This window comes from Comamonas fluminis (assembly GCF_019186805.1).
GTDB classification, from domain to species: domain Bacteria; phylum Pseudomonadota; class Gammaproteobacteria; order Burkholderiales; family Burkholderiaceae_C; genus Comamonas; species Comamonas fluminis.
In genome coordinates, this window is record NZ_CP066783.1 from 1,889,160 (window position 1) to 1,910,001 (window position 20,842).

The following is a 20,842-nucleotide window of genomic DNA, read 5'->3' on the forward strand; positions in this document are numbered from 1 at the left end:
TCTTTCCCCGCTAATGAATCAATAGCAAAAGCCGCTGAGTGCATAAGCACCAGCGGCTTTTTTGATGAATTTGCTCACAGGAACCAGGTCAGCGGTTCGGGCTTGCGCTCGGTGCTGAACAAGGTGGGTGACAGCTGCAGGGTATGCGGTTTGACGGGGTCTTCATGACCTTGCAGATAGATCATCAGCTCGCGGCGTCGCAAGATGACGTGGCTGACAACTTCCCTGCGTCCGTTTTGGGTGACCTCGGTGCCGGGGCGAAACAGCGGCATATGGAACAGGCCACTGCGCGTATTGGGCGGCAATGCCGCGACTTCTGGGGAGGCGAGCTGCATAGGCTTTCCGTAGTAGTGGTGACTGCATATCGACAGGCACGCGCAAAACTAAAGCCTTCGCGCAGAAATATTCGCGTTGACCGCAGCAGCTAGGCGCTTTTCAGTGGCTGGCAGACAGCGCCTTGAGTAGCTCTGTCTCGATGCGCAACTGGCTGGGGTTGTCCTGCAGTTCGGCCCCTTCGATCAAAAACGTGTCTTCCACACGCTCGCCCAGGGTGCTGATCTTGGCCAGATGCACGCTGATATGGTGCTGGGCCAGGATGCGGGCAATGGTGTAGAGCAGGCCGGCGCGGTCTGAGGCCGAGATGGACAGCAGCCAGTGCTGGGCTTTTTCATCGGGGCGCAGCAGCACACGCGGCGCAAAAGGAAAACTTTTGACCCGGCGCGAGAGGCGGCGCTGGGAGGGAGCGGGCAAGGGGCCGCCTTCGGTCAGTGTCAGTGCCAGATCGTTTTCCACCATGTGCATGAGTTCGCGGTATTGCTCTTGCATGGTGGGGGCGACGACCTGGAAGGTGTCGAGCGCATAGCCGTTGTGGGCGGTGTGCACGCGGGCGTCCAGAATCGAGAAACCGGCACGGTCGAAATAGCCGCAGATGCGGGCAAACAGATCGGCCTGATCGGGGGCATAGACCAGTACCTGCAGGCCTTCGCCTGCCAGTGAGCGACGGGCACGCACCACGGGCTTGCCTGCGCCCACATGGCGCGAGATGTGGCGGGTGTGCCAGGCAATGTCGGCAGCCTCATGGCGCATGAAGTAGCTCACATCCAGCGTATCCCACAGCTTTTTGTGCGATTCAAAAGGCTGGGCTGACAGGGCCAGCTGAATCAGGGCCTCGCGCTTGCGAGCCTCAATTTCGGCGGCGGCATCAGGGGCGCGGCCGCCCAGCACGCGCAGCGTCAGGCGGTAGGTGTCTTCCAGCAGCTTGCCTTTCCAGGCGCTCCAGACCTTGGGGCTGGTGCCGCGAATATCTGCCACCGTGAGCAGGTAAAGAGCCGTCAGATAGCGTTCATTGCCCACACGCTGCGCAAAAGCGCGGATCACATCAGGATCAGACAAATCCTGCTTTTGCGCCACCTGGCTCATGGTCAGGTGCTCGCGCACCAGGAACTCGACCAGATCTGCATCGGCCTTGTCGATCTGGTGGGCACGGCAAAAGCGTTTGACTTCGACTGCGCCAATGATGGAGTGGTCACCCCCGCGGCCTTTGCCAATATCGTGGAAGAGGGCGGCAAGGTAGAGCAGCCAGGGCTTGTCCCAGCCGCCCGCCAGCTGAGAGCAGAACGGGTATTCATGCGCATGCTCGGCCATGAAAAAGCGCCGTACATTACGCAGCACCATCAGAATGTGCTGATCGACCGTGTAAACGTGGAACAGGTCATGCTGCATTTGCCCCACGATGCGGCGAAATGGCCAGAGATAGCGGCCCAGCACCGAGGTCTGGTTCATCAGCCGCATGGCGTGGGTGATGCCGCGTGGCTGCTTGAGAATTTTCAGAAACGTCTCGCGGTTGACCGGGTCGCGCCGAAAAGCACTGTCCATCAGGTCGCGACTGGCGTAGATGGCACGCAGCGTGCGGGTGGAAAGCCCCGTCAGTCCCTCATGGCGCTCGTACATGAGGAAGGTTTCCAGAATCGCGTGCGGGTCTTTTTCGTACAGGTCGTCGCTGGCCACCTCAATGGTGCCGGCTTTCTCGAAGAAGCGCTCGGTCAGCGGAATCAAGGTGTAGGAGCTGGGGTTCAGGCGCTCCTCAATGCTCATGCGCACAATCTGGCAAAGCTGGGTGACGGCCTTGGCTGCCCAGTAATAGTGGCGCATCAGCGTTTCGCCCGCACGCATGGCCAGCTTGCGGCCTTCGGGGGTGGTGGAGCGGTAGCCAAATGCCTCGGCCACGGCGGTCTGCAGGTCAAACACCAGCCGGTCTTCGTGGCGGCCAGCAACGGCATGCAGGCGCGCACGAATCAGGCTTAGCAAGGCTTCGTTGGATTCCAGCTGCTGCTCCTCCAGGTCCGTGATGAGGCCATTGGCCCGCAGTTCACGCCAGCTGTTGCCAAAGCCTGCTGCCTTTGAAAGCCACAGCATGGTGTGCAGATCACGCAGGCCGCCGGGGGACTCCTTGCAGTTCGGCTCCAGCGCATAGGGCGTGAAGTCGTACTTTGCGTGGCGCTGGCGCAGCTCCAGCACTTTGCCTTCTACAAATGCCTTGGGGTCCAACTGGGTGCGAAACTGGGTTTCAAAATCAGCAAACAAGGGCTGGCTGCCTGTAATAAGGCGTGACTCCAGCATGGAGGTCTGAACCGTCAGGTCCTGCGCGGCTTCCTGCAGGCATTCGGCAATGCTGCGAACGCTGGAGCCAATTTCCAGACCCGCATCCCAGCAGCTGCTGATGAATTGCTCCACGCTGCGGGCCGTGCTTTCATCGGGTTGCGCACCAGTTTGGGGCAGTAGCACCAGCACATCAATATCGGAATGCGGAAAGAGCTGACCACGCCCGTAGCCCCCCACGGCCAGCAGGGCGGTGCTTTCAGGCATTTGTGCCCGTTGCCACAGGGTGCGCAGCAGCGAGTCGGCCAGTTCACTGAAGTGGTGCAGCACGCCGCGAATACTGCGTCTGCCCAGCGCCGGGTTTTTCAACAGCGCGATCTGCTTGCTTTTGGCTTCGCGATAGTCGTCACGCAAGCGGTGCAGAGCTTCGGTATCAATAGCGGCAGGGGTGGGGGCAGAGGTAGTCATGCGCAGCAAGAAGTCGAGGTTCAACAGGGCAAGTGCAGGGCCAGACCTTACCTCAAGCCCATAGGCCGAAGGATTGTGTTGTCAAAAAAGGTGAGCGTCCCGCGCTTGCTGGATAAGCGCATCAAGCAAAAAATATGCCGCATCCGGTGCAAGACCGTTGCGGCATAGGTGGTGATGACCTCAGCGGGGTATCAGGTACGAATGGCCTGGATGAAGTCGGGCGGTGTGGGCGAACCTTCAGACCATGTCAGCACGTCATAGCCGGTCTTGGTGACGGCCAGCATCAGCTCCCACTGGGCGGTCAGGCTGTGGTCCTTGGTGATGACGGTCCAGCCATCGGGCATGGCCTTGATGTCACGCTTGCCCAGGTTGAGCATGGGCTCGATGGTGAAGACCATGCCTTCTTCCAGCACCACGCCTTCGCCGGGTTTGCCATAGTGCAGCACCTGGGGCTCGTCGTGAAACACCTTGCCAATGCCGTGACCGCAGTATTCGCGCACCACCGACAGGTTGTGGCTCTCGGCATAGGTCTGGATGGCGTGGCCGATATCGCCCAGCGTAGCGCCGGGCTTGACCTGTGCGATGCCCTTCCACATAGCTTCAAAGGTGAGCTTGGACAGGCGCTTGCCCGCCACAGTGCCTTCACCAATGATGAACATGCGGCTGTTGTCGCCAAACCAGCCGTCTTCAGTGATGACGGTCACGTCCACATTGACGATATCGCCCTTCTTGAGCGGCTTGTCATTGGGAATGCCGTGGCACACCACATGGTTGACCGAGGTGCAGACATAGGCCGGGTAGGGCGTCATGCCCGGTGGCTGATAGCCCAGGCAGGCGGTCTTGGTGCCTTGCTCGGCCATGCGCTGGGCGCACAGATCGTCGATCTGCTGGGTGGTGATGCCCGGCTTGATATGGGGGGTGATGTAGTCCAGCACATCCGAAGCAAAGCGGCCAGCAATGCGCATGCGCTCAATGTCTTCGGGGGTCTTCAGTGTGATGCTCATGGGCTCAATTATCCCATTGCGGCTTTGAACTTGCAGGGCTTGTGGATGTGAAGTCCAAGCGTTAGCGCTAGGCACGGTAAAATCCGAGGCTCACCGATTCAGCGCCTTGGCCGGGTTCTTGCAAAAGAGCCGGGCCATGGCGCTTTTCACCAGCCTTCACATAAACAGGCCGCCTCGTGACATTGCATCTGACACAGTTTGAGGGTGGAAACGCCCTGAGCTCGTTCCGCGCCCAACAGCTTCTGACCGACTTGGTCGCCATCCACCCCAAGATCGCCGGCGTGTCTGCACGCTTTGTGCATCTGGTGGCCACTGAAGGGACTCCTGTGCCCGCATTGCAAGAGCGCCTGTCGGCGCTCTTGACTTATGGCGACCCCTTTGAAGGCAACGCTGATGGCCTGCCCTTCATCGTCACCCCCCGCATGGGCACGATCTCGCCCTGGGCGTCCAAGGCGACGGACATCGCCCGCAATTGCGGTCTCAATGTGTTCCGCGTGGAGCGCATCACCGAGTACCGCGTCGATCTGAAGTCGGGCTTGCTGGGTGGCAAGCCCGAGCTGAGCGCTGAGCAAACTGCCCAGATCGCCGCCTTGCTGCACGACCGCATGACCGAATCGGTCTTTGCCACGCGCGATGAGGCACAGCAGCTGTTCTCGGCCCTGCAAGCCCAGCCCATGGAGTTTGTCGATGTGCTGGCCGGTGGCCGCGCTGCGCTGGAAAAAGCCAACAAGCAATGGGGCCTGGCCCTGGCCGATGACGAGATCGATTATCTGGTCAATGCTTTCCATGGCTTGAAGCGCAACCCCACGGACGTAGAGCTGATGATGTTCGCCCAGGCGAACTCCGAGCACTGCCGCCACAAGATTTTCAACGCCAACTTCACCATCGACGGTGTGGCGCAAGACAAGTCGCTGTTCGGCATGATCCGCAACACCGAAGCCGTCTCGCCCCAGCACACCATCGTGGCCTATGCCGACAACGCCTCCATCATGGAAGGCCATGAGGTCGAGCGCTTTACAGCCAAATTCACCGGTAGCGCAGACGCAGCAAGCGCACCCAGCTATCAAAAGCAAAGCGCCACCAACCATGTGCTGATGAAGGTGGAAACGCACAACCACCCCACAGCCATCTCGCCATTCCCCGGCGCATCCACCGGCAACGGCGGCGAAATCCGCGACGAAGGCGCGACCGGCCGTGGCTCCAAGCCCAAGGCGGGTCTGACGGGTTTCACGGTCTCCAAGCTGTGGGGCAGCGAAGTGGGCAAGCCCGAGCACATTGCCAGCCCGCTGCAAATCATGATCGAAGGCCCGCTGGGTGGCGCGGCCTTCAACAACGAGTTTGGCCGCCCCAGCTTGACGGGCTACTTCCGCGAGTACGAGCAGCAAGTCGGTGACGTGACCCGTGGCTACCACAAGCCCATCATGATCGCTGGTGGCCTGGGCGTGATCGATGCGGACCAGACCAAGAAAATTCTGTTCCCCGCAGGCACCTTGCTGATTCAGCTGGGCGGCCCCGGCATGCGCATCGGCATGGGCGGCGGCGCGGCCAGCTCCATGGCCAGTGGCACCAATGCGGCCGAGCTGGACTTTGACTCGGTGCAACGTGGCAACCCCGAGATTGAGCGCCGTGCGCAAGAGGTCATCAACCACTGCTGGCAGCAGGGCGACAAGAACCCCATCCTGGCCATCCACGACGTGGGCGCCGGCGGTCTGTCCAATGCCTTCCCTGAGTTGACCAATGACGCAGGCCGTGGTGCGCGCTTTGACCTGCGTGCTGTGAACCTGGAGGAGTCTGGCCTGGCCCCCAAGGAAATCTGGTCCAACGAATCGCAAGAGCGCTATGTCATGGCGATTGCGCCCGAATCGCTGGCGCAGTTCACCGCCTTCTGCGAGCGCGAGCGCTGCCCATTTGCCGTGATCGGCACGGCCACCGAAGAGCGTCAACTGGTGCTGGAAGACACGGCTGTGGCCGCTGGTGACCAGAAGTTCCCGGTTGACATGCCCATGGACGTGCTGCTGGGCAAGCCGCCCAAGATGGTCAAGGACGTGACCACGGTCACCCGCGAGCTGCCCGCGATGGATCTGAATGATCTGCCGCTGGAAAAAGCGGTGATTGAGGTGTTAGCCCACCCCACCGTGGCATCCAAGCGCTTCCTGATCACCATCGGCGACCGCGCCGTGGGTGGTTTGACCCACCGCGACCAGATGGTTGGCCCCTGGCAGGTGCCTGTGGCCGACGTGGCCGTGACGCTGGCCGACTACCAGGGCTTCAAGGGCGAAGCCATGGCCATGGGCGAGCGCACGCCGCTGGCGGCCATCAACGCGCCCGCATCGGGCCGCATGGCCGTGGCCGAAGCCATCACTAATATGCTGGCCGCGCCGATTGAGCTCTCCAAGATCAAGATGTCGGCCAACTGGATGGCCGCTTGTGGTGAGCCCGGTGAAGACGCGGCGCTGTACGCCACCGTCAAGGCCGTGGGCATGGAGCTGTGCCCGGCGCTGAATATCTCCATCCCCGTGGGCAAGGACAGCTTGTCCATGCGCACGCAGTGGAATGAAGGTGGCGTGACCAAGAAGGTGACATCGCCCGTCAGCCTGATCATCACCGGCTTTGCATCCATCGACGATGTGCGCAGCACGCTGACCCCGCAGCTGGACGCCACCGAAGACGACAGCACCCTGGTGCTGATCGACCTGGGCCGTGGCAAGAACCGCATGGGCGGCTCCATCATCGGCCAGGTGCTGAACCAGTCAGGCAACGAAACGCCGGATCTGGACGACGCCAAGGACCTGATCGCCATGGTTGACGCCGTCAACGAGCTGCGCGCTGCGGGCAAGATTCTGGCCTACCACGACAAGGGCGATGGCGGCCTGCTGGCCACCGTGGCCGAGATGGCCTTTGCCGGCCATGTGGGCGTGGCCCTGAATGTGGACATGCTGATCACCGAAGGCGATGGCATCAGCGACAGCCGCATGGACAGCGGCGAAGGCAAGAACTGGGGCAAGCAAGTGTCTGGCCGCCGCGAAGAGCAGACGCTGCGCGCGCTGTTCAACGAAGAGCTGGGTGCCGTGCTGCAGATTCGCACGGCGGACCGCACCGAAGTGATGGACGTGCTGCGCAAGCATGGCCTGATCCAGTGCTCCACCATCGTGGGCAAGACCCGTCCCGCCTCGTCGCCCGTCGATGCCGGCAAGGGCGAGCTGCAAGTCTGGCGCGATGCCAACAAGGTGTTTGGCGCCACTTTGAGCGATCTGCACCAGGTGTGGGATGCCGTGAGCTGGAAGATCACCCAGCAGCGCGACAACCCCACTTGTGCCGACAGCGAACACGCGGCCGCCGGTGTGCCGAACGACCCCGGCATGCATGTGCACCTGACGTTCGACCCCAAGGACAACGTGGCGGCGCCCTTCATCAACGTGGCGGCTAAACCCCGTGTGGCTGTTTTGCGCGAGCAGGGCGTGAACTCCCACGTTGAAATGGCCTACGCCTTCACCGAAGCCGGCTTTGACGCGGTGGACGTGCACATGACCGATCTGCAGACAGGCCGTGCGCAGCTCAAGGACTTTGCCGGCGTGGTGGCTTGCGGTGGCTTCAGCTATGGCGACACCCTGGGTGCAGGCATTGGCTGGGCACGCTCCATCACCTTCAACGATCGTCTGTCTGCCGAGTTCCAGGCCTTCTTTGGCCGCACCGACACCTTCGGTCTGGGCGTGTGCAACGGCTGCCAGATGTTTGCCGAGCTGGCCGACATCATCCCCGGTGCGCAAGACTGGCCGCGCTTTACGCAAAACCAGAGCAACCGCTTTGAAGCGCGTTTGAGCATGGTCGAGGTTCTGGAATCGCCCAGCCTGTTCCTGCAAGGCATGGCCGGCTCGCGCCTGCCGATTGCCGTGGCGCACGGTGAGGGCTATGCCAACTTCAAGTTCCGCGGCAACGAAGGTGCGGTGCTCAAAGCCATGCGCTACGTGGACAACCACGGCCAGCCCACCGAGCAGTACCCGTTCAACCCCAACGGCTCCACCGGCGGCCTCACCGCTGTGACCACGGCTGACGGCCGCTTCACCGCCATGATGCCCCACCCCGAGCGCGTGTTCCGCAATGTGCAGATGAGCTGGACCAATGGAGATAAGTCGGAGTTCAGCCCCTGGATGCGCGTGTGGCGCAATGCGCGAAAGTGGCTGGGATAAATTGGCTGGGTTGATACCTTGCACGCTTGAATAGAAAAGCCCCGCAGTGTGAAAGCTGCGGGGCTTTTTTTTGTGTGCTGCGGACTGAGATTTGTTGCTGGTCTGTCTCAGGCCAGTCTCAGGCCTGTATCGGCATTTTCAGGCGCTTGTAGCTGCGCTGTCTGTCTGGGCTTGCAGATACTGCAGCAGACTGTTGTTCAGCGCATTTGCAAAGTCCGGGTTGTTCACGATGCGCACATGAGGAATCCAGTAGCGCAGCGTGGGCAGCAATTGCTCGGCATGGCTGACCTGGGTGCTAACTTCAAGATAGTTGCTGTGTTCTCTGAGAATGGCTTGCTGAGGCACCTGCTGGCGGCGCTTGAAATACTCCATGGCCAGCCCGGAAACATGCAGGGTGACGCTGGTTTTCAGGCCGAACCAGATGCCGTCGCTGCTTTCTATCTCCTGCGTGAAGTCATTGCGCGGCTCGAAAAACTCCTCGGTTTTCAGCACATGGCTGCATTGCGATAGTGCAAAAGCCTTGAGCTTGCCGTTTTCCGCTGCAGCCAGATACCAGATTCCCTGCTGGTTGATGAGCTTGTAAGGCGCGAGGGTTCTGGCTTTGCTGCGGTGGCGCAAATGGCAGATATGGCGTTTGCGCACCGCCTCTTCCAGTGTGTCGAAGTCCTGGCGGTTGATGCCTTCCATTTCCGAGAAGGGGCCGCGAAACAGATAGCTTGGTTCGTCGCCCGGTGTTTCGGCCCACTGAGTCAGTCGCCGTAGCGTGTTGCCCGGCAATTGCTCCTGAATATCCAGCAGTGCCATCACGGCTTCGAGCTGTTTGAGTTGCAGGCGAGGCTGCAGATGCGGTCTGAGCTGATATCGCCCTTCAGGTGTGCTGTGCACCCATTCTTCGAGGCGTTCCAGGTCGCGGAAGATGGTCCGTTCGCTGACGTTGAATTCCTGTGCAAGGGTCGCAGCTTGCTGCAACTGTTCGCCTGCATAAAGGCGGTGAATGAGTTCTGTCAGGCGCCTGGCTAATTTTGTGGTGTTTTCAGATGTCATGCTGCTTAAAAATGATTTCTTTTTGTGAGTATAGAGGGGCTCTCTGACAGCGGATGTCAGTGGAAGCATTTTTTAAGTATTTTGTGAATTTATTGATTGGATGATTCTTTGCTGACTTCACCTGTCATTCGATATTTCTAAGCTTCAGGCATATTGATTACAGAGGGTGCGGATGGCAGACATATTTTCTCAATACAGAAATGATGAAGATGCTTATGTGATTTATTCAGAAGTCATTGAGCTCAAAGGTGTACCAGTGCTTGCGCAGCGGTGGTGCTGCAATGGGGTGCTGGGCGAGAGTCTGGTTCTGAGTGCTTATGCGTTGAAACACTGGTCTCTCGGCCAGGTGCAGCAGCTTGTTGCCTCTCATGAGCATGTGCGGGACTTGCAGTCGCTGAGTATTTCATTCATGGGCGACTATGTAGTCGTGGACTTCAGTCAGAAAAACCTGGCACAAAAGCAGCCCTGTCGGTAGCTTCTGTCACGCCCTGTCAGTGACGCTGGCTAAGATAGGGTGTATCAAGGAGGACGTAATGAAAATCAAGGAATATTTGAGTTTGTTTGATGGCGGTATTTGTAAAGTCAAGGTGAAATTTAAAAATAATGCAGGCCAGGTTGCTGAAATGGCAATGGCTCCTGAGGAATTAATCAAAATTGTCAAGCCGAATGGCGAAGGCTTTGAAGATGAAATGAATTTTGATGAATGGAAATTCAAAGTAGAAAAATATGAAATATTTCCGCGAAAGAATTTATTGATTATTCATGCATATCAATAATAAAGATGGTGCAGGCGATTTTTTAATTTTGTTTCATTTGAACCCCGGGCGCAGATGGTAGGCTGATGCTTGGCAAGGTGCAGATCCTGTACCTGTGCGTGCGCTTAGCAGTTTTGGCTTGAGTCGCTTGATGGACAAGCGCAAGCAGCTATCAAATTAAAAGCAGCAACTTGACCGAAGAGGGGAGCATCGGTGTCGCGTGTACTAGCTACAGAAGCAGAGGTGTTGGCGCTATCGCCCGACGCGGCTTCGTCCAAAGCCGCCAAAGGGCTGCAATCCATCAGCAAGTGGCCGACCACGGGGGGTAACGATGCGGCGGTCTGGGGCGAATGCCAGGGCAGCGGCTCCAAGCCCTACCAAACGCAGGTCGATCTCAGTGGACCCGCCTTCAAATGCTCCTGCCCCAGCCGCAAATTCCCCTGCAAGCACGGCCTGGCGCTGATGCTGCTGCGCGCAGCGGGCCAGGTGGCAGATGGCGGTGAGCAGCCCGAATGGGTCAACGCCTGGCTGGGTGGCCGCGCAGAGAAGGCCGAGAAAAAAGAGGCCAAGGCAGCAGCCATAGCTGCGGCCCCCCCACCAGACCCTGAAGTGCTGGCCAAGCAGCAAGCCAAGCGCGACGACAAGCGCTGGGATAAGGTGGCTGCGGGCATGCAAGAGCTGTCGCTGTGGATGCAGGACATGGTGCGCACGGGCCTGGCCAACCAGTCTGGCGACGCCAAGGCGCGCCAGCACTGGCACACCATGGCCGCACGTATGGTGGACGCGCAGGCCACAGGCATGGCCGCCCGCATCAAGGAAGCCTGGGAGCTGGTGGACAGCCACCCGCAGTGGGCGCGTGATTTGCTGGTGCAGCTGGGCCACTGGCAGCTGCTGGTGGATGCGGTAGAGCGCCGCGAATCTTTGCCCGTCGATGTCAAAGCCGATGTGATGGCAGCGCTGGGCTGGCCGCTGGATAAGGCAGAAGTGCAAGCGCAGGGCGAGGCTCTGAGCGACCAATGGCGCGTGGCCGGCATACGCTTGATAGAGCGCGAAGGCCGCTTGCTGGAGCGCCATGTCTGGCTGCAAGGCCTGCAAAGTGGGCGCATGGCGCTGTTGCTGGACTACGCCCAGGGCGGGCGCGGTTTTGAATCGGCTTGGGTGCAAGGCGCCAGCTACAGTGGCCGCCTGCATTTCTACCCCGGCCGCGCCGCATCGCGTGCGCTGGCCGGTGGCGATATGCAATTGCTAGATAGCGATGCAGTGCTGAACACCGATGTGCTGGGCGATGTCCTGCAACAACTGAGCCAGCGCATTGCCGCCAACCCGCTGCAGCCCACGCAGCCGCTGTGGTGTGCCAATGCAGGGCTGAATTTTGTCGATGGACAGTGGTATGCCGCATGGCCGAAAACCGCCGATATGGTCACCAACATGGCGCCAGTGCCTGTGGTGATTCAAGACGCCGAAGCGTGGCGCCTGCTGGCGCTGACGGGCGGCGCACCCGTGGCCTTGTTTGGCGAATGGGAGGCTGGCCCGCAGATTGGCCGCTGGCGCTTGCTGAGCGCCTGGCAAGCCACAGAGCAGGGCGGTGCCTTGTCCTGCATCTGGCAAAACCGGGGAGAGGTGTGATGAGCCAAGCCAATTTATGGACTGCGCTGCAGCAGTCAGCCTTGGTGGGGGCAGAGCGACTGGCCGTGCCTGTTATTTTGACTACGCCCGATGTGAGCACGCCCGCCAGCGTGCAGGCCGTGCAAATGGCGCTGCAGCAGCCTGCGGCATCCATCGCCGCGCAAGTTCTGCGGGCCAGTGCGGCGGCTGCGGTGTTAGAGCGCACAGGCTGGGTGCCGGGCAGCCAGATTCAGCTGAGCGCGCCGCTGACGGTGCCTGTCATTCCGGCGCCCGAATCACGCAGCGCGCCAGACGATGCGCAGTTGGAAAGCCTGGTTGAAGCCATCATCACCGAAGGCCCGCAAGACCAGCTGGCGCCTACCTTTGCAGAGCTGAACAACGCTGGCCTGCGCCTGCCGCACGGCCTGCTGGTCAGTGCGCTCAACCAGGGCCGCCAATCGACGGAGCTGCGCGAATGGCTGCTGCCCGTGCTGGGCGAGCGCGGCCGCTGGCTGGCCACGCAAAACCCGCAGTGGGCTTATGCCGCAGGCGTGCAAGAGACGGCCAATGCCGAGCAAATCTGGCAAGAAGGCTCTGTTGCCCAGCGCGTGAGCCTGCTGGAGGCAGAGCGCGAAACCGACCCCGCCACGGCCCGTGCGCGGCTGGAAGCCAGCCTGAAAGAATTGAACGCCAAAGAGCGTGCACCCATGGTGGCGGCGCTGCACGCGGGCCTGAGCATGGACGACGAGCCGCTGCTGGAGAAACTGCTGGCCGACCGCAGCAAGGAAGTGCGCGAAAACGCCGCCCAGCTGCTGACCCGCTTGCCCGCCAGCGCGCACAGCCTGCGCATTACGGCCTGGCTGCAAACCATGCTGAGCCGCGATGACAAGGGCGAATGGCAAATCGAGCCGCCCACCGAGGGCAACAAAGACTGGGAGCGCGATGGCATTGCGCTGCAACTGCCTGCCTATGTAAAGGGCGAGCGTGCCTGGTGGCTGCAGCAGCTGGTGGCGCTGGCGCCCATTGATTTCTGGCGCCAGGCGCTGGACAAAAGCCCCGAGCAATTGTGGGATTGGAGCCGCCGCAGCGACTGGAAATCTGCGCTGCGCCAGGGCTGGCTGAAGGCGCTGGATACCCAGCACGACCTGCGCTGGCTGCCGCTGCTGCAAAGCATGGAAAGCGATTCGCGTGCGCAGGCTCTGCTGCCGCCGCTGCTCGACCAACTGACGACGGAGCAGCGCGAAGCAATGTGGCTGGAGCGCCTGCAGCGCAAGCAGGGCCAGAGCGCACTGATCGATTCCGTCAACAGCATGGATGACAGCATGGGTGCGGTCGATGTGCTCTCGCCCGCCATCTCGCAGTGGATTGTGGATGCGCTCTACACCGCCACACGCGGCAAACAGGCACAGGGTAATTGGCACAGCTGGCAGGCCGACCAGGCCGTGCTGGCCTGCGCCAAACGCCTGCATGCCAGCCTGCTGCCGCGCTTTGCCGACCTGTGGCGCACGCCTGTGCCTGGGAGCGATTTGCCAGCCGCTAGTGAAGAACCCAAAGAAGCTGTGCAAGGCCCGAACGCCGAGGCCAACGCCGAAGTCATTGCCAAGCTCAAAGCCGAGCAGGAAGCCCGCCGCGCGCGCGCCCGCTTGCGGCCCTGGGATGACGAGCGCGTGCTGCAGCAACTCAACCGTATTGTCGATTTGCGCATGGCCCTCGCCGCCGTCGCATCCCCCTCCATCTAACGCCCATTTTTTACCGGAAGCCACACCATGAGCCAAGTCCTGCGACAGCACGCCGAACAGCAATTTGCCGAAGAACTCGATGCCCTGCAAAAGGTGGATGACCGTCCACGTCCGCCGAACTGGAAGCTCTCGCCCTGGGCCGTGCTGCAGTATTTGATGGGTGGCACCTTGAGCAATGGTTTTGAAGTCAGCGCCAAGTACATCGGCAATCCGCGCCTGATGGAGATTGCGGTTTCCACCCTGGCCACCGACCGCGCACTGCTGCTGTACGGCGTGCCCGGCACGGCCAAGTCCTGGGTGTCGGAGCATTTGTCGGCTGCGGTCAGCGGTGACTCGACCATGCTGATCCAGGGCACCGCAGGCACCAGCGAAGAGCAACTGCGCTATGGCTGGAACTACGCCCAGCTATTGGCCCACGGCCCGTCCGAGAAAGCGCTGATCCCCAGCCCGCTGGTCAACGCCATGAAGCTGGGCAAGATCGCCCGCATCGAAGAGCTGACCCGCATCCCCGCCGATGTGCAGGACACCTTGATCACCGTGCTGTCTGAAAAGACCTTGCCCGTGCCTGAGCTGGGTATGGAATTCCAGGCTGTGCCGGGCTTCTCCGTTATCGCCACGGCCAACAACCGCGACAAGGGCGTGAACGAACTCTCCAGCGCCTTGAAGCGCCGCTTTAACACCGTGGTGCTGCCCGTGCCAGCCTCGCAAGACGAAGAAGTGCAGATCGTCACCAAGCGTGTGGGCGAGCAAAGTCGCGCCCTGCAACTGCCTGCCGAAGCGCCTGCGCTGCAGGAAGTGCGCCGCGTGGTGCAAATCTTCCGCGAACTGCGCAACGGCCAGACCGAAGACGGCAAGACCGTGCGCGTGAAGTCGCCCAGCTCCACCTTGTCCACAGCAGAGGCCATCTCGGTCATCAACAGCGGCATGGCGCTGGCGGGCCACTTTGGCGATGGCGTGCTGAGCGCGAACGATGTGGCGTCTGGCCTGCTGGGCGCGGTCATCAAGGACCCGGTTCAGGATACGGTGGTGTGGAAGGAATATCTGGAGACGGTCGTCAAGGAGCGTGCCGACTGGAAAGATCTATACCGCGCCTGCCGAGAGCAATTGTGAGTTGTGCGGCAGTGAATACAGCTCTTGATACTTCGTTGCCACGCAGGCCGCGCGCAAGCTCGCCGTAGCGCTGCTACTGTCTTCGCTTGCGACGCCTCGTCTCAACCGCCCATCTGCGATGGGCTGAGCTGTCTTCACTGCTGAAATTCCGTTGATTCACGCACATCGCAGCTTTCAAGAAATCTATGGCCACTTCCGCTGATTCCGTTCACTTCTTTGGCATACGCCACCACGGCCCCGGCTGTGCGCGCAGCCTGCTGCAGGCGCTTGAAGCTTTGCAGCCCGACTGCCTGTTGGTTGAAGGCCCGCCCGAGGGCGAGGCGCTGCTGCCCATGCTGCAAAGCGCCGAGCTGCGCCCGCCCGTGGCCATGCTGGTCTATATGCAAGACGCGCCCAGCCAGGCCGCGTTTTATCCGTTTGCCGAGTTTTCGCCCGAGTGGCAAGCCCTGCAATGGGCCAGCCGCCAGGGCGTTGCCACGCGCTTTATCGATCTGCCGCAAACCCATGCCATGGCGATTGAGTTTGCGCGGCGAGAGGCTTTGAAGAAGGCGATGGAAGAGGGCGGCGGCGCGACTGATGAAGTTGAAGACGCCGCTGAAGGCGATGAATCTGAGGCAGAAGCCGCAGAGCCTGCAGCGCAAGAAGCGGAAGGCGATGCACCAGACGCTGAGCAGATCGCCGCAGATGAAGCTGTAGAAGAGCCACAGACAGCGGCGCAAGAGCACCATAACCACCGTGATCCGCTGGACTGGCTGGCCCACGCGGCAGGCTTTGAAGACGGCGAGAGTTGGTGGAACCGCTTGGTCGAGGAGCGCGGCGATAGTGAGGCGCTGTTTGAATCCATCAACGAAGCCATGACCGCTGTGCGCAGTGAGTTGGCCAAAGACGGCGAACATTGGCGCGGCGAAGCCTATGTGCAGCGCGAAGCCATGCGTGAGGCCCATATGCGCCAGTGCATACGCGAGGCGACCAAGGCAGGCTACCAGCGCATTGCCGTGGTGTGCGGCGCATGGCATGTGCCCGCGCTGCAGCAAAGCGTGACGGCCAAGGCCGATAGTGCCTTGCTCAAAGGCCTGCCCAAGGCCAAGGTGATGGCCACCTGGGCGCCGTGGACCTATCGCAATCTGGCCAGCAGCAGCGGCTATGGTGCGGGTGTCACATCGCCGGGCTGGTATGAGCATCTGTGGCGCTGCTACCAGGCAGATATGGAATCAAACAGGCCGCTAGCGCAGGATGAAAGCGCGCCAGAAGCTATTAAAAATATAGTAAACCCTGCGGTCAAGCCAGCCGTTTTGCGCACCGCAGGCTGGCTCACCCGCGTGGCCCATCTGCTGCGCGATAAAGATCTGGACTGCTCCAGTGCACACATCATTGAAGCCACGCGCCTGGCCGCCAGCTTGGCTGCGCTGCGTGGCCAGCCCACGCCGGGGCTGCAAGAGATTAACGAGGCCATCGTCACGGTGGTTTGCATGGGTGAGACTGCGCCGCTCAAGCTGATTGACGACGCACTCACCGTGGGCCATGTGCTGGGCAGCGTGCCCGCCGATGTGCCCCAGGTGCCGCTGCAGCGCGATATAGAGCAGCAGCAAAAATCGCTGCGCATGAAGCCCGAGGCGGCAGCCAAGCTGCTGGCGCTGGATTTGCGCAAAGAAAATGATTTGGCACGCAGCCACTTTCTGCACCGCCTGCGTCTGCTAGGCATTGGCTGGGGCACACCCGCGCAAGATGCGCAGCGCAACCGCGGCACCTTCCGCGAAAGCTGGCAGATGCAGTGGGAGCCCGAGCTGGCCGTGCGCGTCATCGAAGCCAGCGTGCATGGCGCCACCGTGGCACAAGCCGCCACGGCCAAGCTACGCGCCAGCCTGACGCCCGAGACCGCACTGCCCGAGATTGCCCATGCCATTGACGACGCACTGCTGGCCAACTTGCCGCAGTTGGTTGAGGCCTTGATTGAAACTTTGGCCGAGCGCGCAGCCACCACGGGTGATGTGGCCCAGTTGCTGCAAGCCTTGCCGCCGCTGGCCAATGTGTACCGCTACGGCAGCGTGCGCCAGACGGATACGGTGCTGCTGGCCACGGTGATTGATTCGCTGGTGCTGCGTGCCGCCATCGGCCTGCCCGTGGCTTGCATGGCCATGGACGAAGACGCGGCGGGCGCGATGAAGATCAAGGTGCTGGCCGCCCACGATGCATTGCGCTTGCGCGGCATGGATGGCCAGGCCCAGGAAGCCGTGGACGCCTGGCGCGCCGCACTGCGTAGTCTGGCCATGGGCGATGCGGCCGCGGCCTTGCTGCGCGGCATGGCCTGCCGTTTGCTGCTGGATGAGCATCTGCTGGAAAGCGCCGAAGTGGTGCGCCAGTTCAACCGCAACCTCTCGCTGGGCGCCGCGCCCATGGATGTGGCGGCCTGGCTGGATGGCTTTTTGAACCAGCAAGCCTTGGTGCTGCTGCACGATGAATCCATCTGGGGCGCGATCGATGCGTGGTTGACGAGCTTGGGCGAGCTACAGTTTGCGCAAATCCTGCCGCTGGTGCGCCGCAGCTTTGCCAACTTCAGCAAGCACGAGCGACAAAGCCTGGGCGAGAAAGCCAAGCGTGCACCGGTCGCTGGTGCGGTGCAGACCGGCTCAGTGCAAGTCGCCCCAGTCGCAAGCGGCGAGGAAGCCGGACCATGGGACGAGCAGCGTGCAGCACTGGCACTGCCGGTGTTGAGCGCACTATTAGGGCTGAATCTGCCTGAAGTCCAGGCAGTAAAGTCGCCTGTAGCTCCTGATTTTGAAGCATCTACAGATAAGGTGTGATGATGAATGCCAACGTGAACACACCTAGCACCGATCCCGAACTGAACGAGCAGGAGCTGCAACCCACCTCACGCCTGCAGCGCTGGCGCATGGTGCTGGGCAGCCCGGCGGACGCCAGCTGCGGCGGTGTCTCTGGCCGTTTGCAAGAGATGGATCAGGCGCTTGCATCGCTGTATGAGCAAGACACCAAGCTGGGCTCGCGCAAGGGCGGGCGCGGCGATTCTTCGCCATCCGTCTCGCGCTGGCTGGGCGATATCCGCAAATACTTCCCCAGCCAGGTGGTGCAGGTGATGCAGCGCGACGCGATGGAGCGCCTGCAACTGCGCGAAATGCTGCTGCAGCCCGAGATGCTGGAGAACGTGCAGCCCGATGTGCATCTGGTGGCCGACCTGATCTCGCTGGGCTCGGTCATTCCGCAAAACACCAAGGCCACAGCGCGGCTGGTGGTGCGCAAGGTGGTCGATGAGCTGATGAAAAAGCTGGAAGAACCCATGCGCAGCGCAGTCAGTGGCGCGCTGGACCGCAGCCAGCGCAACCGCCGCCCGCGCCATGCAGAGATCGACTGGAACCGCACCATCCGCGCCAACCTGCGCCACTGGCAGCCCGAGTACAAAACCATCGTCCCCGAGACCTTGATTGGCTATGGCCGCAAGGTGCGTCGCCCGCAGCGCGAGGTGATTTTGTGCATTGACCAGAGCGGCTCGATGGCCAACTCGGTCGTGTACTCCAGCATCTTTGGTGCGGTGATGGCCAGCCTGCCTGCCGTGGCCACCAAGCTGGTGGTGTTTGACACGGCGGTGGTGGACTTGACCGACAAACTGGACGACCCAGTGGACGTGCTGTTTGGCGTGCAACTGGGTGGGGGCACTGATATCAACGGCGCGGTGGGCTACTGCCAGAGCATCATCAGCGAGCCGCGCAACACGATTTTGGTACTGATCTCTGACCTGTATGAAGGCGGCGTTGAATCGGGCCTGCTGCGCCGTGCCAACGAGCTGGTCGAATCCGGTGTGCAGTTTGTCACGCTGCTGGCGCTGAGCGACGAGGGCGCTCCGTCATACGACGCCGACCTGGCCGCCAAGCTGGCCGCCTTGGGCGTGCCATCGTTTGCCTGCACGCCAGACGCCTTCCCGCAGCTAATGGCCGCTGCCATCCGCCGCGACGATGTGAGCGCCTGGGCGGCGACGCAGGGTTTCAAGACCAGCAAATAACAAAGCTGGCTCGGCTGGCTCGGCTGGCTCAGTCTGGCAGGGCCACGCCCAGCTTGGCCAGCTTTGCCGCCGCCACATCACGGCGGCGTGCGGCTTTTGCCGCTGTTTCACTCACGGTGGCAATGGTCTTGGGGCCTTTGCCTGCAGCGGCCTTGACCAGGTCTGCCTTCTTGCTGGCTTCGGCGGCCAGCTTGCGGTAGCTGGCGATCAGTTCGGCAATCAGTTCGGCATGGGCTGCGGCTTGGTTCACGGGGTTTCCTGTTCGTTGAGGGCCGCATTGTCACGGCAAAAGCGGGAGCGCTTTGAATGCCATTACAGATTGGCGAATTACTGGCACGGAGGGCGCTGGGTTTGAAGGCATGATGGCGGTCGTTCAAACCAATGAGGAAATGCGATGGCAGGTGCAGGCCTATTGATGCTGCTCGACGACATCACAGCGCTGCTGGACGATGTTGCCTTGATGACCAAAACAGCCGCCAGCAAAAGCACGGCGATTCTGGATGATGTGGCCACTCAGACCAAAGTGGCGGTGCAGAAAACGGCCGGTGTGCTGGGCGATGATCTGGCGCTGAATGCGGAGCAGGTGACTGGCGTCAAGGCCAACCGAGAGTTGCCAGTGGTCTGGGCAGTGGCCAAGGGCTCGCTGATGAACAAGGCGATCCTGGTTCCAGCGGCGCTGTTGATCAGCGCGTTTGCGCCCTGGCTGATTACGCCGCTGCTGATGGTGGGCGGCGCTTTTCTGTGCTTTGAAGGAGTGGAAAAAATCCTGGAGCTTTTTCACAAAAAGAAGGCACACGATGTGCATGAAGCCGAGGTCGATGCAGACGAGGCCGTGCACAAGGGCGTAGCGCCTTCGTCGGTCAGAGCAGCGCGCGAAAAGCACATGGACCCGATGGAGTACGAGAAGCAAAAGGTCAAGGGCGCTGTGCGCACGGACTTTATTCTTTCTGCAGAAATCATGGCCATTGCGCTGGGTACGGTCTCGACCAAGCCCATCTGGGAGCAGGGCGCAGTGCTGATCGCAGTGGCGCTGGCCATCACGGTGTTTGTCTATGGTCTGGTGGCTGGGATTGTGCGTATGGATGACGTGGGCAACTGGCTGATGGCCAAGTCCAGCAGCGCCGCCCAAGCCTTTGGTCGCGGCCTGATTGCGTTCACGCCCTGGTTGATGCGTGGCCTGTCCATCGTGGGGACAGCTGCAATGTTCATGGTGGGCGGCAGCCTGCTGGTGCATGGCATTGGCCCGATTGAGCATTGGGTTCAGACCGCAGTGGTGCCTATGGGCGGTATTGCCGCTGCGCTGGGGCCAGTGCTGGTGCATGTGGTGGTGGGCGCCATCATTGGTGGCGTTGTGGTGCTGTGCGTGGAGTTGTGGCACAAGCTCAGGCCCGCCAAGGCTGCTCATTAAAAGCATAGCTAGCACCCTATGAGTGGTGCTGGCTTGAGATGAATCAGAAGCTAGCTAGATGCAAAGCGGCCGTGGCCCATGGGCAACGGCCGCTTTTTTCTTTGGGTTCATGGTTGGCAGATTGATATGGGACAAACCCGAGCAGGGTTGGCTTTGTTTCAATCAATGCCAAGGGAAGTGCAAAGCGCTCCCACTGATTACCTCAAGGAAAAGCCCATGAAAAAGACTCTGATCGCGATTGCCGCTGCTGCCAGCGCCCTGACTGCTGGTACTGCTTTTGCCCAATCCTTTGATGGCTCCAGCCCCTGGCAAGTGCGTGTGCGCGCCGTGCATCTGAACAGCGACAACGGCGGCGCTGCTGGCGATGCGGGTGTGAGCATCAACAACAAGTGGATTCCTGAAGTGGACGTGTCCTACTTCTTCACGCCCAATATCGCTGCCGAGCTGATCCTGACCTACCCGCAAAAGCATGACGTGCGTCTGGCTGGCGACAAGATTGGTTCGCTCAAGCATCTGCCCCCCACATTGCTGGCGCAGTACCACTTCACCAACTTCGGTGCCTTCAAGCCCTATGTGGGCGCTGGCGTGAACTACACCAATTTTTCGAGTGTGAATCTGCCTGAAGGCGTGAGCATCAAGAAAAACAGCTTTGGCGGTGCGCTGCAGCTGGGGTTTGACTATGCGCTGGACAAGAACTGGTCGCTGAACTTCGACGTCAAGAAGGTCTATCTGGGCACCAAGGTGACTGGTGCAGGTCTGGATAACGCCAAGTTGAAGGTTGATCCATGGCTGGTTGGCGTGGGTGTGGGCTATCGTTTCTGATAGCTGCACCGCAAAGAGTGTTCTTGCCTGCGGCCTTCTTCCGCAGGCAAGTCACGCACCACAGTCATTGTGGTGCACTGGAATAAGCGG

At 61.0% G+C, this 20,842-nt stretch carries 15 protein-coding genes; 10 read left to right on the forward strand and 5 right to left on the reverse strand.

What is annotated here, in order from left to right; genetic code table 11:
- Positions 1-74: 74 nt before the first annotated feature.
- The 3 genes from JDW18_RS09075 to map all read right to left on the reverse strand — a co-directional run bounded on the left by JDW18_RS09075 (position 75) and on the right by map (position 4,070).
- Positions 75-335 (reverse strand): hypothetical protein, encoded by a 261-nt coding sequence (locus JDW18_RS09075; protein WP_218243296.1) that lies wholly within the window; start codon positions 333-335, stop codon positions 75-77.
- Positions 336-435: 100 nt separating this feature from the next.
- Positions 436-3,066, reverse strand: coding sequence for a [protein-PII] uridylyltransferase (locus JDW18_RS09080; RefSeq protein WP_218243297.1), 2,631 nt, complete (start codon positions 3,064-3,066; stop codon positions 436-438).
- 191 nt (positions 3,067-3,257) lie between these two features.
- The gene (gene map, locus JDW18_RS09085) at positions 3,258-4,070 is read right to left on the reverse strand and encodes a type I methionyl aminopeptidase (protein ID WP_218243298.1); all 813 of its coding nucleotides are present in this window, start codon (positions 4,068-4,070) and stop codon (positions 3,258-3,260) included.
- A gap of 176 nt (positions 4,071-4,246) precedes the next feature.
- Here map and purL point away from each other — a divergent pair, with 176 nt between their 5' ends.
- A complete protein-coding gene (gene purL, locus JDW18_RS09090; RefSeq protein ID WP_218243299.1) occupies positions 4,247-8,257 on the forward strand; it encodes a phosphoribosylformylglycinamidine synthase in 4,011 nt (1,336 codons plus the stop codon).
- A gap of 138 nt (positions 8,258-8,395) precedes the next feature.
- Here the strand turns inward: purL and JDW18_RS09095 are convergent, their stop codons facing one another.
- A complete protein-coding gene (locus JDW18_RS09095; protein WP_218243300.1) occupies positions 8,396-9,370 on the reverse strand; it encodes a helix-turn-helix transcriptional regulator in 975 nt (324 codons plus the stop codon).
- A 103-nt stretch (positions 9,371-9,473) separates the two neighbouring features.
- Here JDW18_RS09095 and JDW18_RS09100 point away from each other — a divergent pair, with 103 nt between their 5' ends.
- The 7 genes from JDW18_RS09100 (at position 9,474) to JDW18_RS09130 (ending at position 18,522) form a co-directional block, all read left to right on the forward strand.
- Complete coding sequence (locus JDW18_RS09100) at positions 9,474-9,776, forward strand: hypothetical protein (RefSeq protein WP_218243301.1); 303 nt, start codon at positions 9,474-9,476, stop codon at positions 9,774-9,776.
- Positions 9,777-9,834: 58 nt separating this feature from the next.
- On the forward strand, positions 9,835-10,077 hold the full coding sequence (locus tag JDW18_RS09105) for a hypothetical protein (protein WP_218243302.1): 243 nt from the start codon (positions 9,835-9,837) through the stop codon (positions 10,075-10,077).
- A gap of 192 nt (positions 10,078-10,269) precedes the next feature.
- Positions 10,270-11,682: an SWIM zinc finger family protein gene (locus tag JDW18_RS09110; protein WP_246610398.1), complete on the forward strand. Its 1,413-nt coding sequence runs from the start codon at positions 10,270-10,272 to the stop codon at positions 11,680-11,682.
- On the forward strand, positions 11,682-13,400 hold the full coding sequence (locus JDW18_RS09115; RefSeq protein WP_218243303.1) for a DUF5691 domain-containing protein: 1,719 nt from the start codon (positions 11,682-11,684) through the stop codon (positions 13,398-13,400). Before JDW18_RS09110 ends, JDW18_RS09115 begins: the two co-directional genes overlap by 1 nt.
- 27 nt (positions 13,401-13,427) lie before the next feature.
- Positions 13,428-14,510, forward strand: a complete 1,083-nt coding sequence (locus JDW18_RS09120; RefSeq protein ID WP_218243304.1) for an ATP-binding protein — start codon at positions 13,428-13,430, stop codon at positions 14,508-14,510.
- 185 nt (positions 14,511-14,695) lie between these two features.
- Positions 14,696-17,311 carry a DUF5682 family protein gene (locus JDW18_RS09125; RefSeq protein ID WP_218243305.1) on the forward strand — a complete coding sequence of 872 codons (2,616 nt, stop codon included), beginning with the start codon at positions 14,696-14,698 and terminating at the stop codon, positions 17,309-17,311.
- A 2-nt stretch (positions 17,312-17,313) separates the two neighbouring features.
- A complete protein-coding gene (locus JDW18_RS09130; protein WP_218243306.1) occupies positions 17,314-18,522 on the forward strand; it encodes a VWA domain-containing protein in 1,209 nt (402 codons plus the stop codon).
- Positions 18,523-18,550: 28 nt separating this feature from the next.
- Here JDW18_RS09130 and JDW18_RS09135 read toward each other — a convergent pair whose 3' ends face one another.
- Positions 18,551-18,772, reverse strand: coding sequence for a hypothetical protein (locus JDW18_RS09135; RefSeq protein ID WP_246610400.1), 222 nt, complete (start codon positions 18,770-18,772; stop codon positions 18,551-18,553).
- Positions 18,773-18,916: 144 nt separating this feature from the next.
- On the opposite strand from JDW18_RS09135, the gene JDW18_RS09140 reads away from it, so the two are divergent.
- Together JDW18_RS09140 and JDW18_RS09145 are read left to right on the forward strand one after the other, a co-directional pair.
- The gene (locus JDW18_RS09140) at positions 18,917-19,930 is read left to right on the forward strand and encodes a DUF808 domain-containing protein (protein ID WP_218243307.1); all 1,014 of its coding nucleotides are present in this window, start codon (positions 18,917-18,919) and stop codon (positions 19,928-19,930) included.
- A 216-nt stretch (positions 19,931-20,146) separates the two neighbouring features.
- The gene (locus tag JDW18_RS09145) at positions 20,147-20,752 is read left to right on the forward strand and encodes an OmpW/AlkL family protein (RefSeq protein WP_218243308.1); all 606 of its coding nucleotides are present in this window, start codon (positions 20,147-20,149) and stop codon (positions 20,750-20,752) included.
- Positions 20,753-20,842 lie beyond the last annotated feature (90 nt).